Genomic DNA, 14,739 nt, shown 5'->3' with positions numbered 1-14,739 from the left:
TCAGGATTCAAACATCGGAGGATAAAGTCCGTTTCGTCCGGGTTTTGCCCCGCCGGCCGGGTCGAACAGCAGTGAGAACAGCTGTGCGGTGAAGTTGCCGCTGTGCACCTGGGTGTAAAGCGGGAAACCGTCGCTCTGGTTTGTCCACCAGAAGCTGGTGTAAAACTGCGGGTCGAAGCTGTCACCCGGCAGTTTCCAGTTGAGCGTTGACGGCTCGCCGTCGCCAATCACCTGTAAAATGTCCGATTGTTCGCCGTCAGTTTGCGGCTGCTGGGGCTGCGGAATACTCAGCAGCGCCTGGTCGAGCTGCTCTGGCGTACCGCCGTTTTGCACCACGCGCAGCAGCATATTGCCGACCTGCTGATACCACTCGCCCGAGCGGGCCAGCAGCGCCGGTGACCACTCGGCAGGGGTAAAATGGCGCAGCGCGCACAGCGGGTAGTTGCGGCCGACGCTGTCGCGGGCGGCAATCAGGCAGCCCATCTGGATCAGCTGACTGCCGAGCATTGGCGGCACGACAAAATTCCACACCGGCGCTTTGAGAAAGGCGCGCGACGGGGCGTTTTTACTCTCTTCACTGGTTTGCCAGTGATGCAGTCCGACCTGAAACCAGTTCGACCACTGCCGGTACAGCACATCGGGGAAGCGTCGCTTCACAAAGTCACCCGAGCTGGGCAATTTGCCGTACCAGCCGGGTGCTGCGTAATGAGTCATTATCAGGTCCTGTTTCAGGGGCAGCTAAAGCCGGGAAGCTGGAACGGGTTACGAATACTGCCAGGGGTGAACGACAACGTGACCTGATGGCCATCGACGTTAAAACTGGCCTCGCGGGTCAGGCCACCGACCGCGGTCAAACGAGCGCGATCAAAGAAGCGGTTCAGCGCCCACGGACCGCTGGTCACCAGCGTTGAGGTGGTGCCGTTGGTCAGACTAAGCTGCATGCGCACCTGGCTGGTGCCGCCCGGTCCGGGCCAGCTCACCATCTGCACCGCCTGCGGGCCATGGCTGTAACGCAGAATCTGGCCATCGACGTCGAGCGTCAGGTTGAGAATGTCGTTATCCATCTTCACCGTACGCAGCGTGACGCGGAACGACGGCGTAGTCGCCCCGTTAGCAAAGAAGGCATCACGAATCGACTGCGCCTGCTGGAACGGACGCAGCAGCGCTTCACCGCCCGGCAGCGTTTTGCCGTCGATGCCTGGCGTGAAACGCCACGCCGCGTTGGTGGTATCCACTTTGCTGGCCAGATTGTCGCGGAAGAAGCTGTCCATCAGCCCGCTGCCCGGCGCGAACATGCGCGCCAGATCGTCCGGCGTCACTTCGCTGCGCGCATTGCGCACCAGCGGATACCGGCCGGCAATCGCCTGGCGGCAGAAGCTGCCCACTTCCATAGTGATGCGCTTGCGCACGTTATCCATATCGCGGCGCTGTGCATCGCTGCTGGCGCCCACGGCCATGCTGGAAACCATATTCTGCAGCGAGCCCGGTAAGCGGCCGGCGCTGGCCTGCAGACGACTGATGGCATCGCCGGAAGGCGGCGGCATGCCACTGTTGGCGGCGTCCTGCACCGCCGTCAGATAGCGGTAGAGATCGTCGATCTGATGGAGAAAATCATCCACCGCCAGCACTTTACTGCCCTGCTGCAGCGGCTGTGCCAGCTCCAGCACAGGCGCGAAGTGCACCGCCACCGCCTGCTCCGGTGCCTGCTGGGCGGCGCCCTGGCCCAGCGCCGCGCTGGCTTTGGAGGAACTGAACAGCGCTTCTAAAGTGCGCGTGGCGCTGTTGCCCGTCGCCGGCTGTGCCTGGGTACTTTGCTCATCCGGCTGTGCGCGGTTCAGCGTCAGCAGCTTACTGAGGTTAACCACCAGCTGGCGCAGCGGCGAGTGGTTGCCCGACAGCAGACGTGCGGTGTTGATGCGCTGCGACAAATCCGCGCTGCTGTTGAGCTGGATATCGCTGAGGAACTGCTCCCACTGCCGGATGTAATCCTGCACGTAGAGCTGGCGTACCGCGAGATCGGTCTGCTGACTGTTCTCCGGCGACGCAACGCCGCCCAGCACCCAGACATCGTCCTGGAACAGCGCCTGCGTGACCGGTGCGATTTGTTTATCGACGTGCTGCCAGTAACCGTCTGGCGTGAACAGGCCGGCCACGCCGTCATTGACTGATTTGCCGCTTTTGCGTGAAAACACCAGCTCACTCTGCGGCCCGCCCAGCGCCGCGAGGGTGACCGGTTGCAGGCTGCCGTCACGCTGCAGCAGGCGCTTCAGACGTCCGTAGACGCGCTGCGACAGCGGCATTTGATTAATCAGCGCCTGCTCGCGCTTTACCAGCGCGTCATCCTTCGCGTACGGCGAGGACTGAATCTGTGTCTCCAGCAGCTGCTGCAGATGCCACGCCAGCTGTTTCACTTCCTGCTGCGTCACGTTTTGCGGCAGTTCGCGGCTAATATTCAGCATCAGCCAGGCATGCAGGAACTTGCCGTCATAATGTTTTGGCTGATACAGCATCTGGTAAGCTTTCAGCGCTTCGTAGCTGTAATCCGCATCGCTGCCGTTGTCGTTGCGCAGCCAGCGGGTGATGTTTTGCGCCACCTGCGGCAGCAGCAGCTGTTTTAGCGCTTTGTCATACAGAGTGCGCGTGGCGTCGCTGACTTCGATACCGCGATACAGCCCCATGCGGCGCGTCAGCGGGGGATCTTCCAGCGAGAAGTCGGCGCTTTTTGGCAGCTGCAGCAGCGTGTTGAGATACGGCACCAGCGCAAACAGATCGCCATTGCCCTGGCGTTCCAGCTGTTGTCCCAGCTGTTCCACCTGCGGCGTTTTACCCGCCATCTCCTGTAAATAGGCTTTGTTTTTACTGTAGCTGGTGAGCCACAGCGCTCCGGCAATCAGTACCAGCACCAGCAGCGCCAGATAGCCGGACCACAATCCGGCGCGATTGCGCAGCTCCCACCAGCGGTTACTGCCCGCCAGGCCCGACTCCTGGAAGATGACATTTTCCAGCACGCCTTTCAGGAAGAAGCTCTGGCCTTTGTTCGGCGGGATCGGTGACGCTTTGTCGACCTGGTCCCAGCTACCGGACTCGCCGCTGCGCTGTCCCGGCAGATGCAGGGCGCGGCTCAGCTCGCCCATCACGCGGTCAAACGGCAGCCCTTCCTGAGTACCGCTGGCGAAATAGATACCGCGTGGCGCGAACTGGGTTTCGAAATCAGAGCGGGCAAACAGCGTATCCAGCGCCTCCGCCAGCAGCGGGCGTAGCGCGGCGAACTCCTGCGGGAACAGATAGCTCTCCGCCCGCGCCTGCGCATCGCTTTCCGCTAACAGCGTATCGGCCAGGCCGGCATCCAGACGCTGCTGCAACAGTGAATACTCCTGCTGAAACTGACTGTTGAGCTCAAACTCTGCGGTCGACGCCTGCGCCCACGGAAAGGTAAATCCCCAGATTTGCTCGCGCTGGGTTTTATCCAGCGCAGCGAAATAGCTGCGGAAACCTTTGAGCAGGTCGGTTTTGGTGACCAGCACATAAACCGGGAAGCGAATGCCAAGGCGATCATGCAGCTCCATCAGCCGCTGACGCAGTGCGATCGCCTGATTGCGCTGCGCTTCCGGCGATTGCGTCAGTAAATCGGAGACGCTGAGCGTGACAATCACGCCATTGACGGGCTGACGGCCGCGATATTTGCGCAGCAGGTCGAGAAAGTGATGCCACTCGCTGGCGTCGCGCTCCTGCTGGCTCTCCTGAGTGGTATAGCGGCCAGCGGTATCCAGCAGCACCGCTTCGTTGGTGAACCACCAGTCACAGTTGCGCGTGCCGCCGATGCCGCGCAGCGCCGCTTTGCCGAACTTGTCCGCCAGCGGGAACTGCAGCCCGGAGTTGACCAGCGCAGTGGTTTTACCGGCACCCGGAGCGCCAATGATCATGTACCACGGCAGCTGGTAGAGGTATTGATGGCTGAAGCGCTGCGCCCAGAAAGGCGCGCCCTTGCTGCTGGCGCGCTGGAAGTGCGCTTTTTTCAGCATGTCGGTGGCTTCGGAGAAACGGCTCGCCAGCACCTGTTCTTCATTGGTCAGGCGTTTGCGGTCCTGCTCCGGCGCATCGCTTTTGCTGGTTTCGAGGCTCGACATCAGTTTGCGGTTGAGCCAGAAGTTATACAGGCGCGGAATCGCCTGGCTCAGCCCCCACACCAGATAGAGCAGCGCAATACTGATAATGCGGTTCTGCTCTGGCTCCAGCGGCCGCGAGTCGACAATGGAAAACACCGGGCCAATCACCCAGATGATAAAGGAGAGCGCGGTAATGCCGACAAAACCCCAGGCGAGGCGGCTGGTCAGCACCGCAAAAAGCATATTCAGCATGGATTAGTTCCCTCTCGCCAGGCCGTTGAGTTCCGCTTGCGTCGCATCCGGCGCGACCAGCAGAGTAATTTCTACGCGACGGTTGCGGGCGCGATTCTCCGCGCTGGTGTTCGGCACCAGCGGATGGCTTTCGCCACGCCCTTCGGCTTTAACCCGCGACGGTTGTGCCAGCTGCTGCTGCAGCAGGGTTTGCACCGACTGCGCGCGCGCCAGCGAGAGTTCATAGTTGGAGGCGAAGCGGGCACTGCGAATCGGCACGTTGTCGCTGTAGCCAATCACCAGAATCTTCCCGCTGACGTTATTCATCGCGGCGGCAATGCGCTGAATCACCGCATCGTAGCGACCACGCACTTCGGTGGATGCCGAGGCGAACAGGCCATCGCCCTTCAGGGTGACCACGCTCTGGTCGGCTTCATCGCGCACCGCCACCAGGCCGGCATCAATTTCCGGCTTGAGGAACGCTTTCAGGTTCAGCGTGGCGGGCGGCGGCGGTGCCGGATTGCTGATTTTGACTTCCGGCAGCGCGGTCTGATAGATGCTGGCCAGCACCGGCGAGGTGTAGTCGCCGAGACGCCAGTTCAGGACGATGTAGAACAGGCAGGCAGCAAAGCCGGCCACCGCCGCACAGGCCCACAGTGGAATCATCGGCCGCCACAGCTTGCGCAGCACCGGCTGATCGGTGGGATGCGGTGACAGCGCCGCCGGGTAACTGCCGCGCACGCTTTTGATCATCTGCAGCAGACGCTGTTTGATGGTTTCCAGCTGCGAACGCCCGTTATCCAGCACGCGGTAGCGCCCTTCAAAGCCGAGCAGCAGGCAGAAATAGATCAGCTCCAGCAGCAGGATGTGCTGACGCGGGTTTTGCGACAGCTTGGCCAGCAGCTGAAAGAACTTCTCACCGCCCCAGGTTTCATTGTGAAACGTCACCAGCAGGCCGTTGCTGGTCCACACGCCGCGGCTGCCCCACGGCGTCAGCGCCGCCGCTTCATCCAGCGCGGTGCACAGGCAGTAGCGCGCGCCGACGATCACTTCATAACTCAGCCCCGACTGCTGGCAGCTGAGCTCAAAGCGACGGATCTGATCGATCAGCTGCTGGCGCAGTCGCGCCGGATCGTCGTGCGAGACGGAGTGGCGAATCTGCGGGATCGCGTTAATCAGCGGATTCGCCGCGGCGACCAGCACATTCTGATGGCTGACATCCTGCTGAGTGACGTCACTGTTCGGTTTCTGTTGTTCCTGCATCATGCGGCGTGCTCAGTTTTGATTATTCTGACTGACTACGAATGGCCCAGAACTCCATGTTCAGGCCCGGAAACTCACCGGCCAGATGCAGCGCAAAGGCACCTGAGCGCTCCATCTCCTGCCACAGCTCGCTGTTCTTATCGAGCTCAAAATAGCTGTAGCCGGCATGCCACGGAATTTGCGGCGGCGCGCCCGGCATGGCTTTCAGCGCCAGTCCCGGCAGCTGCAGCTGTACCAGATCGCGGATTTTGGTAACGGGCGCGACTTTCATCTGCGCCGGGAAGTGGGTTTTCAGCGCCTCGGCCGGCACGCTGGCTTTGACCGCCAGCACAAAGCCGAACTCGCGCACCATGCTGCTTTCCGGCACCGTGGCCACGTTGAGGCCGTGCGAGCGCTGCGTCAGCGGCAGCTGGATGGCGCTCTCTTCCATCACCTGCGACAGTCCCTGGCGCAGCAGCAGCGTTAAGCGGGCAAAGCAGCTGTACAGATCGTCATGGTCATACAGCGGCAGCGCGTCCGGGGTGCGCGCCGGCATCCAGCTGCTCAATTCAGCGGCCAGCTGCAGCCAGTGACTGTAGAGCGTTTCCGGGTGCAGCAGCGGCAGATGCTGTAAGTGCGCGTGCAGGCCAAGCTGACGGTTGAGTAAGGTCAGCAGCATAAAATCGACCATGTCGGCACTGTTAAAACGGCCGGTACCCGGCGTGCGCTGGCTCAGCTGCTGGCTGCGCTGCTGAATCAGGCCGTGCAGGTCATTGAGCATGCTTTGCAGCGGCCGGCTGGCGTTGAGCGTCAGCATCGGCGGAATGTAATCGGTGTCGAGGCGCACGTGGTTATCGCTGCGTTTTTCAATCACCTGGGCCACGCCCATCGCCGTCCACTCCGCGGTGAGATCCTGTTCCAGCATCAGGCGCAGGCGCAGTTTGCCGAACTGAACGGTGGCAGCGCCGACCGCCTGAGCATTGTCATCTTCGACTTCGGCTTCCCACGCCAGATAGCGCGCCAGTGAATCCTGTGTCTCCTGAAACGCCACCGCTTCACGCCCGTTGCGCCGGGCCGGGATCGCCAGTACCACTTTGCTGCGATCGACATTCGCCGGCAGATCCAGCGGGGCCGGACCGTGCTGTGGCTGGCTGAAAGAGAAAAAGGTGCCGTCAGGCAGACATCCGCTGGCGGCACTCAGCGCCAGTTTTCCCTGGCGGAGCAGCGCTTCATCAAATTCGAGATCAAAAAATCCCCAGGTGTAGGCGCGCTGCGACTGCCCCCACTCGCGCAGGGTGCTGTGTAGAAAATTTTCCGACTGCTGGAAATGGTGAGGGCGCAGGAACATCCCCTCGGTCCAGACAACCTTTTCGGCTCGGTTCATAGGCATCCTTACTGCTTAACCACGCGCAGGCCGTTGATATCCGCCACGACGCGGGCATTCAACTCACCATCGTTATTTTTCCAGAACTGCCAGAATGCGCTGTCGTCGCCATCCGGGAAGGGCAGCGCAAGACGCCAGACTTTACCGTCCAGCGCCTGATATTCGGCCATGATGCCGATGAAGCGCGCTTCCGGCAGGCTTTTCGCGCTGAGGGTTTTACTCAGCTGACCTGACATCAGGAAGAACTGCTGATTGTTGAGCAGCGTGCTGCCCAACGCGGTGGCGGGCTGGTTCTGCAGGGAGTAGAAATCAGCGGACATGAATTCCGCATCGGAGGTCAGCAACATCACCCGGACTTTGAGCGGCGCACCCGCGTTGATCTGCGGATGCGCCTGAAAGTCGAGATTGTAGCGTGCAACCGGCGCCGGACTGTTGCTGCTGCAGGCGGCCAGCAGGCAAGCCAGCAGCAGTAATCCGGCGCGGCGGAGAGAAATCATCGTCATCATTCAGCCCTCCCTGCTTACCGTGTTAGTTGATGATCCAGGTGCCGCTGTTGCTGTTCTGGCACGCTTTGCTGTCGCCATCCACCGCGACGCAGGTCTTTTTCTTGCTGCTGGCGCGGGCGCGACGCTTCGGCTGGTCCGCTTTGATGGTCTGCTCATACAGCGCGCTTTTCACCACCGCGCGGAACGGGACATAACCGATCAGCTGCACCGCAGGCTGAGCCGCCGGCTGCTGCGCTTTTTTGTCATCGGCCGGTGCAGTCTCAGGCTGCGCTTCGTCTGCGGCCTGCGCCGACTCGCCAAGTGCCAGCCAGTTGTTTTCAACCTGGCCAATCACGGTGTAGGTTTCACCGCTTTTCAGCGTATCCACCACTTTGCCGCCGAAGCTCGGGCGGGTCATGATCGAAGCCGGATAGAGCGCGCGATAAGCCTCGTTCACCGGGCTGAACTGTGCCGGCGGCTGGACGGCATAACGGTGCGACAGCGTGACGCCGTCAACGGTGCTGCTGACAATCGTGTCGTCTGTCATCTTTGGCGGTGCTTTACAGCCAGCCACTGCGAAAACAAACATCAGGCCCAACGCCATACGGAGATTCACCATTTTCTTCATGTTTAGTTCCATTAACGCCTAAAAAGTGGCCAGAGGCCGGTTAAGAGCAAAATGAACCGTGCGCACGGCGGGAGCCGGCGTCGATTCAGTACCAGTTAAAAAGTTGACCCTTTAATGAGTGCGGCTAACGCATCGCGCCAGCGAAGCAAAAATTGATCAGTCTGAATTAAGTATTAAAAATGCAACATTAGTGACAGGGATGATGTCGGAAGAATTCTGATCGTTTCACAAACGATCAGCAACATGATCAATTTTTGCTAAGCGAAGGGGTTGGCCACAGCCAAACCTCGGTTTCTCTTATGCCATCCCTGGTATAAAAACTATCACGTTCAATGAATCTGGTTAATCGGTAACGATTAAGAGGATAACAGCAACAACTTACGGCATTCGCTGGCAGCATTGCTATTTATTGAGATATATCAAAAACATATAAAAGACTGGAAACATCATAGCTACCGCACGAGCCAGGTAAAACCTGCCCGTGAGCATGCAATCACAATCCATTTGTTAATGTCTGACGGAAGTTTACAGAAGCCTGACAAAATTTCAACGCGCCGCTAGCAGAGGAAATTAGTTCAGTAAAGGTTAACAAATATTTTTAATGCAAATTTGCGTCACCTTTGCCCGTAAACCTAAGACTATTCTTAGCAATCCATTAAAAATGTGAAAGATTGTAAATGAAAGATGAAATTTTGCTCGCGCGATCATTAAAAATTGTCATAAAAAAAATGGCGCTGAGCGGCGCGCATTTTGTCTGCGCGCGATAAAACCCAGGCAGGCGGTAAAAAAGGGGTGATAAAGGCAAACTAACAGTTAAAAAAACCAGCCAGGCGAACCAGGCTGGTTTAATTCGCTAAAATAGCGGGTATCGGGATTGTTAAGCAGTCAGAATAGATTGCAGCTCAGGCAAGGTTTTCACCTGCCAGGTGGGCGTGATGTGCGCCGGCAGCGGACGCGTGCCGTGATCGATCCAGCAGGTTTTCACGCCGGCATTCATACCACCAAGAATATCCGATTCCGGCGTGTCGCCGACCATTAATACCCGGCGGCGATCGGGATTGCCCAGCAGCTGCAGCGTATGGTCAAAAATCGCCGCGTCCGGCTTGGGTACGCCCACCTGTTCGGAGATCACCAGCGCGTCAAAGTAGTCACGGAAGCCGGTGCGTTCAAGGCGCGCCTGCTGCAGCGCCGTAAAACCGTTGGTGATGATGGCGATTTTTACCTTGCCCTTGAGCGTATCCAGCAGGCGGGCTGCGCCATCCAGCGGCAGGCAGATCTCGGCCATCGCATTAAGAAAGTCGCTGTTCAGCACTTCCGGCGCCACGCTGAGTTTTTCACCCCACAGCGTGAAGCGGCGCGTCTGGAGCTGCAACGCTGAAATGGTGCCGTTCTGGTAATCGACCCACAGCGGTTTATTCACCGCCTGATAGTCAGCGTAATCCTGATCGCTAAAGTGCACGTCGTAGCTGGCAAACATGCGCTGCAGGCCGGCGAAGGCGTCAAAGTGGAAAAGTGTGTCATCCGCATCGAACAGGATGCAGTCCCAGTCGTTTAACATAGTGCCCCTTTTGAATAACGTCAGAGCGTGAGCGCCATGATGATGGCATCCTCGCGCCCGCTGGCGGTGGGATAGTAGTTTGGCCGCACGCTGACCTGATGAAAATCCAGCTGCTGATACAGCGCAATGGCGGGCTGATTGGAGGCGCGCACCTCCAGCCACAGCGTCATTACCGCACGCTGCTCCAGTTCGGCAATCAGCTGCTGTAGTAACTGACGCGCATAGCCGCGGCGCTGGAACGCGGGATCGACCGCGATGTTGAACAGCGACGCTTCATCCAGCACCACCTGGGTGATGGCGAAGCCGGCCAGCTGGCCGTCCGCGTGCAGGCAAAGATTGACGTAACGTTCGCCCTGATTGCTGGCAAAGGTCTGCTCGCTCCACGGAAACGCATGCGCGCGGCGCTCGATCTCCAGCAGCCGCGGCTGTAAATCAGGGGTGATGAAAGAGATGGCTGTCATGGTTACACATCTGTTGCCACAGCGCGCGTTTGGCCGCGCCGCTGCTGATTAACTCATTGAAAACGGCGCTGGTGAACGTGATGCCGTTAAAAGGATGATCGCTGGTCACGCCCAGCAGCCAGCCGGCACAGTCGACCTGCTCCGGCAGCATCGGCAGCTGTTCTGGCGTCAGCGTCATTACCTGCCCCGGCTGAATGCTCAGCGTCCGCAGTACGTCACGCACCAGCGGCTCCTGCAGATCCGGCGCCTGCTCAGCGACCAGCACCAGCCGCGTGTCCGGCGTTAGCGTGACGGCAATTTCGCCTTGCAGCACGCGCGGACGTCGCAGCTGATACTGCGTAATCCCCATTTGCTGTAGAAGCCAGTCGCGCCTTGTGCTCATGCTGTTACCTGTAATCCTGCCAGAATGCGACGCTATGCTAGCAAACCCATCGAACATGCGCCAACAAAGCACTATAATCGCCGCTCTGATTTAACAGGAGCGTTCCATGTCTGCTTTTACCCCGGCCAGCGAAGTGATTCTGCGCCACAGTGATGAATTTACCGCCCGCCACGTACTGTTCGCCGGCGACCTGCAGGATGACCTGCCCGCCCAGCTGGAGACCGCGTCGAGCCGCGTGCACACTCAGCAGTACCATCACTGGCAGAACCTCAGCCGCCGCCTCGGTGAACGGGCAGTGTTCGGGCTGGTGGCCGGTGCGGCCGACGTAGCCGGTTGCGACACGCTGGTCTATTTCTGGCCGAAGAACAAACCGGAAGCGCAGTTCCAGCTGCAAAACCTGCTGTCGCTGCTGCCGCTGGGCTGCGATATTTTTGTCGTCGGTGAAAACCGCAGCGGCGTGCGCAGCGCCGAAGGCATGCTGGAGAGCTGGGCCACGCTGGAGAAGATCGACAGCGCGCGCCGCTGCGGGCTGTATCACGGCCAGCTGACGCAGCAGGCCAGTTTTGACGCCAGCGCGTTCGGCAATCGCTATCAGCTGGACGATCTCACCATTCATACCCTGCCGGGCGTGTTCAGCCGCGACGGGCTGGATATCGGCAGCGATCTGCTGCTTTCCACCCTGACGCCGCACACCAAAGGCAAAGTGCTGGATATCGGCTGTGGCAGTGGCGTATTAGCCGCCGCGCTGGCGCAGCATTCGCCGAAAGTCCGGCTGTGGCTGTGCGATGTGCACGCCGCCGCCATCGAGGCGAGTAAAGCCACGCTGGCCGCTAATGGCCTGGAAGGCGAAGTGTTTGCCAGTAACGTGTTCTCGGACGTCAGCGGCCGTTTTGATCTGATCATCTCTAACCCGCCGTTCCATGACGGTCTGCAAACCAGCCTTGATGCCGCCCACACGCTGATTCGCGGTGCGGTGAAGCATCTCAACAGCGGCGGCGAGCTGCGCATCGTGGCCAACGCCTTCCTGCCTTATCCGCAGGTGCTGGATGAAACCTTCGGTAACCATGAAGTGCTGGCGCAGACCGGCCGCTTCAAAGTGTATCGCGCCGTATATGGCCGCGGCGCGAAAGCGCGCTAAGCGTAGTAAAATCCGCGATGCGACGGGGAAAACGTTGCTTTTTGCAGCAGTCGTTTCACCGTCGCAAAATATGTGTTGACGCAATGAGTAAAATCTCTAAAATGCGCCTCCGTGGTTAGCAATACTGTAATGTATTGCAGGTAGGCGAAGGTGGCGGAATTGGTAGACGCGCTAGCTTCAGGTGTTAGTGTCCTTACGGACGTGAGGGTTCAAGTCCCTCTCTTCGCACCAATAATCACAGAGTTTATATCGCGTGCACTGCGCGAAGGTGGCGGAATTGGTAGACGCGCTAGCTTCAGGTGTTAGTGTTCTTACGGACGTGAGGGTTCAAGTCCCTCTCTTCGCACCATGCGGTGATATAAACAGACAACTACGATGCGAAGGTGGCGGAATTGGTAGACGCGCTAGCTTCAGGTGTTAGTGTTCTTACGGACGTGAGGGTTCAAGTCCCTCTCTTCGCACCAACGTTGTCACACTTCTTTTGCAGTACATCCCCATTGATTGTTACCGCTGCTATCACGCCTTTGCGTGACATTGTCGTTTCTGCTCGCCGTTAAATGACGTGAAAATTCACCGAGATAGCCGCCAGACCGCCCGCCAGCGCCAGGCAGGAAGGCAGCAGCAGATAATGCCGCAGACGATGGTGGAACAGCATCACCACAGTAAGCAGCAGCGCGACAATCATCACTAAGCGCCACTGGCTGAAACTCGGCTCCCACAGTGCAAACACCGGCATGGCCGCACAGGGCAGCAATACGCCCCAGCCGCTATCCAGACGTTTTCCCATCACCCAGCTTACGCCCCACAAGCCGCAGGCGGCCATCATCGCCATGATCATCGCGCAACCCTTCAAATGATAAATATTCCCATTATCATATGACAATACTTCTCATCTTGCAGCGAATTTTTTGCCCTGCCCGCGCCGGATGACAGAATTACTGGAAAATGATAGATTGCCGCCGATAACTATTTTGATAACACAGCAAAAACGTGCTCACTATCCGCGTTGTGGGATTATTTCCTGCGGGTAGCGCTTTGATATTTCAGGGCTGTCACGAGTAATAATAATGAAATTACAATCTTATGATGAGTTGAAACACAGCAAGTATCGGCTGTCGCTGATGCTATTTTTGTTTTTGAATGTCGCCGTTTCGCTTTTTTGTCTGCTGCCGTTTTTCGGCACGGATAATCCCATCAATTCGCTGCCGGTAACACTGGTGGCGGGCTTTAGCACCACGCTGCTGGCGCTATGTTTAATCGCGCCGAATCTAAAATTCCCGTTATTAAATCCTGTCGCATTGCTATTAGGCGCGCTGTGGGCCTGGCATATCAATCATCGTTACCATCTGGTGTTTTATTTTGACGGTAGCTTTTTAATAATCAGTCTGCTGAGCGTATTTTTTATCAGCGCGATTGCCCTGAGTGATTATTTGCTTGCGTTCTGTTTACATATTACGCCACCGGTATTAACCGTACTGTTACTGGACGATGGTCAGCATTTAATGACCATTCTGTTCACCATTACGCTGCCGCTGATCGGCTTCTCGCTGCACCACTTGATGCGCCGCCGCTTCGACACCTTCACCCTGCGGCTGGTGCGCCAGCTGTATGAGGAGAAGCAAAGTTTTAGCGATTTGAGCATGCTTGATCCGCTCACTGGCCTGTATAACCGGCGCGGGCTGAAGAACCGGCTGGACACTATCATGGAAAATCATGCCGGCAGCCACTTTGTGCTGCTGCTGGATATCGATCACTTCAAGGCCTACAACGATAACTACGGTCATGCCATGGGCGATCAGGCGCTGGCGCGGGTGTCGGTTGCGATTCGCGATGCGGTGCGCTCGCGCGATGTGGTGACGCGCTACGGCGGCGAAGAGTTTCTGGTGCTGATGACCAACGTTAACGCCTCGATTGCCATGAAGCTGGCCGAACGCATCCGTCAGTACGTGGTTGATCTGGAAATTCCCCACCGCTTCAATGATAAAGTCTCGACCCACGTGACCATCAGCGCCGGTATCGCGCCGATTTTCGCAGAAGACTTCGACCAGGCGGTGGCCAACGCCGACCGCGCGCTGTATGTGGCGAAGAATCAGGGACGTAACACCATTCTGGCGTGGGAGGATTTACCGAAGCTGGCGCCGGTAAGCAGCGATCTGGTGTAAGCGGTGCGGTGACAACGCCGCACCCTCTCCGGGGGATTTCACGCAAAATGCACGGCGGTCTGGCAGTGAGCGCTGCTGGCATCTTGCTCAGTGAATCGGGAACGATTATCATTTGTTTTTCGCTTCCCGTTTTCACTCAGGAGCCGCATGGCCATCATCACGCGTCAGGATCATCGCTTTAGCGCGCATCCGCTGATCTTTATGCAGAGCGATCGCAGCTTAGCCAGCGCGCTGGAAGATCTGATGTGCGACCAGCGCAGCTACATGCGGGAAAACGTGAAGCTGGGCCAGCCGGCCCCCGCAGGCACCCTGACGCTGGCCGAATGGTCCACGCCGTTTCACTATCGCCGCCTGACGCAGCGTTACAGCGACTATCTCTATCGCCACCATCCTGATGTTCCGCAGGAAGCCAAACCGCTGCAGTCGCTGTGGGCCCAGTGGTATTTTGGCCTGCTGCTGCCGCCATTAATGCTGGCGCTGCTGCAGGAGCCGCGCGCGCTCGACTGCTCGCCGCAGCGCATTCACGTTGAGTTCCACGAAAACGGCCATCCGTGTGCCTTCTGGATTGATGTGCAGGAGGATGAGGATGCGCGCTATCTCACTCCGCAGCAGCGTATCGAACGCCTGATTCAACATAGCCTGATCCCCGCCGTTAACGGCATGGCGCAGCACGGTGACATCAACGCGCGGCTGATCTGGAATAACTTAGGCTTCTCGTTTTACTGGTTCCTTGGCGAACTGCAGCAGCAGCTGCCTGCGGCTACCCGGCATCAACTCGAACAGGCGCTGTTTTTCAGCAAATCCCTGTCCGACGGCAGTGATAATCCGCTGTATCGCACCATGATCCCGCGTAACGGCGCGATGGAGCGGCGCAGCTGCTGCCAGCGCTATCGCATTCCGGACGTCGAACGCTGCGGTAACTGCACGTTAAATGCCGTGTGAGCGCGGCGTATTCTGTTACA

At 58.5% G+C, this 14,739-nt stretch carries 13 protein-coding genes and 3 tRNA genes; 6 read left to right on the top strand and 10 right to left on the bottom strand.

All coding sequences use genetic code 11. The features are described from left to right. The 9 genes from tagF to C1N56_RS03265 all read right to left on the bottom strand — a co-directional run bounded on the left by tagF (window position 1) and on the right by C1N56_RS03265 (window position 10,477). On the bottom strand, window positions 1-714 hold the full coding sequence (gene tagF, locus C1N56_RS03305; RefSeq protein WP_021506784.1) for a type VI secretion system-associated protein TagF: 714 nt from the start codon (window positions 712-714) through the stop codon (window positions 1-3). A gap of 14 nt (window positions 715-728) precedes the next feature. Continuing rightward, window positions 729-4,358, bottom strand: coding sequence for a type VI secretion system membrane subunit TssM (gene tssM / locus C1N56_RS03300; protein ID WP_394517119.1), 3,630 nt, complete (start codon window positions 4,356-4,358; stop codon window positions 729-731). Between the two features lie 3 nt (window positions 4,359-4,361). Then, window positions 4,362-5,603, bottom strand: a complete 1,242-nt coding sequence (locus C1N56_RS03295; RefSeq protein WP_021506782.1) for a DotU family type VI secretion system protein — start codon at window positions 5,601-5,603, stop codon at window positions 4,362-4,364. Between the two features lie 19 nt (window positions 5,604-5,622). Further along, a complete protein-coding gene (gene tssK / locus C1N56_RS03290; protein WP_058757167.1) occupies window positions 5,623-6,963 on the bottom strand; it encodes a type VI secretion system baseplate subunit TssK in 1,341 nt (446 codons plus the stop codon). 8 nt (window positions 6,964-6,971) lie between these two features. Next, window positions 6,972-7,469 carry a type VI secretion system lipoprotein TssJ gene (gene tssJ, locus C1N56_RS03285; RefSeq protein ID WP_021506780.1) on the bottom strand — a complete coding sequence of 166 codons (498 nt, stop codon included), beginning with the start codon at window positions 7,467-7,469 and terminating at the stop codon, window positions 6,972-6,974. A gap of 22 nt (window positions 7,470-7,491) precedes the next feature. Then, a complete protein-coding gene (locus C1N56_RS03280) occupies window positions 7,492-8,088 on the bottom strand; it encodes an SH3 domain-containing protein (protein WP_031279568.1) in 597 nt (198 codons plus the stop codon). A gap of 865 nt (window positions 8,089-8,953) precedes the next feature. Beyond that, window positions 8,954-9,634 carry a pyrimidine 5'-nucleotidase gene (yjjG, locus tag C1N56_RS03275; RefSeq protein WP_058771442.1) on the bottom strand — a complete coding sequence of 227 codons (681 nt, stop codon included), beginning with the start codon at window positions 9,632-9,634 and terminating at the stop codon, window positions 8,954-8,956. 20 nt (window positions 9,635-9,654) lie between these two features. After that, window positions 9,655-10,095 carry a ribosomal protein S18-alanine N-acetyltransferase gene (gene rimI, locus C1N56_RS03270; RefSeq protein ID WP_058776442.1) on the bottom strand — a complete coding sequence of 147 codons (441 nt, stop codon included), beginning with the start codon at window positions 10,093-10,095 and terminating at the stop codon, window positions 9,655-9,657. Continuing rightward, window positions 10,067-10,477, bottom strand: a complete 411-nt coding sequence (locus tag C1N56_RS03265) for a DNA polymerase III subunit psi (protein WP_031279565.1) — start codon at window positions 10,475-10,477, stop codon at window positions 10,067-10,069. The genes rimI and C1N56_RS03265 overlap by 29 nt, the downstream gene beginning before the upstream one ends. Window positions 10,478-10,583: 106 nt before the next feature. Between C1N56_RS03265 and rsmC the strand changes: the two genes are divergently transcribed. From rsmC to C1N56_RS03245, 4 genes are all read left to right on the top strand, one after another. Beyond that, a complete protein-coding gene (gene rsmC, locus C1N56_RS03260; RefSeq protein WP_058757169.1) occupies window positions 10,584-11,615 on the top strand; it encodes a 16S rRNA (guanine(1207)-N(2))-methyltransferase RsmC in 1,032 nt (343 codons plus the stop codon). Window positions 11,616-11,759: 144 nt separating this feature from the next. Further along, window positions 11,760-11,846: transfer RNA gene (locus C1N56_RS03255), tRNA-Leu, on the top strand. A gap of 31 nt (window positions 11,847-11,877) precedes the next feature. Beyond that, a tRNA-Leu gene (locus tag C1N56_RS03250) sits at window positions 11,878-11,964 on the top strand. A gap of 28 nt (window positions 11,965-11,992) precedes the next feature. Further along, window positions 11,993-12,079: transfer RNA gene (locus C1N56_RS03245), tRNA-Leu, on the top strand. Window positions 12,080-12,168: 89 nt separating this feature from the next. Here C1N56_RS03245 and C1N56_RS03240 read toward each other — a convergent pair. Then, window positions 12,169-12,453 carry a DUF1435 domain-containing protein gene (locus C1N56_RS03240; protein ID WP_058757170.1) on the bottom strand — a complete coding sequence of 95 codons (285 nt, stop codon included), beginning with the start codon at window positions 12,451-12,453 and terminating at the stop codon, window positions 12,169-12,171. 229 nt (window positions 12,454-12,682) lie between these two features. Here C1N56_RS03240 and C1N56_RS03235 point away from each other — a divergent pair, with 229 nt between their 5' ends. Both C1N56_RS03235 and fhuF read left to right on the top strand, forming a co-directional pair. Further along, on the top strand, window positions 12,683-13,777 hold the full coding sequence (locus C1N56_RS03235) for a GGDEF domain-containing protein (protein ID WP_021506772.1): 1,095 nt from the start codon (window positions 12,683-12,685) through the stop codon (window positions 13,775-13,777). Window positions 13,778-13,924: 147 nt separating this feature from the next. Then, window positions 13,925-14,719 carry a siderophore-iron reductase FhuF gene (gene fhuF, locus C1N56_RS03230; protein WP_222951628.1) on the top strand — a complete coding sequence of 265 codons (795 nt, stop codon included), beginning with the start codon at window positions 13,925-13,927 and terminating at the stop codon, window positions 14,717-14,719. The last annotated feature ends 20 nt before the right edge of the window (window positions 14,720-14,739 follow it).

It is taken from the genome of Pantoea sp. SGAir0175 (assembly GCF_043547855.1).
The sequence above is the reverse complement of the archived record's forward strand: the minus strand, read 5'-3'. Positions and strand labels throughout refer to the sequence as shown.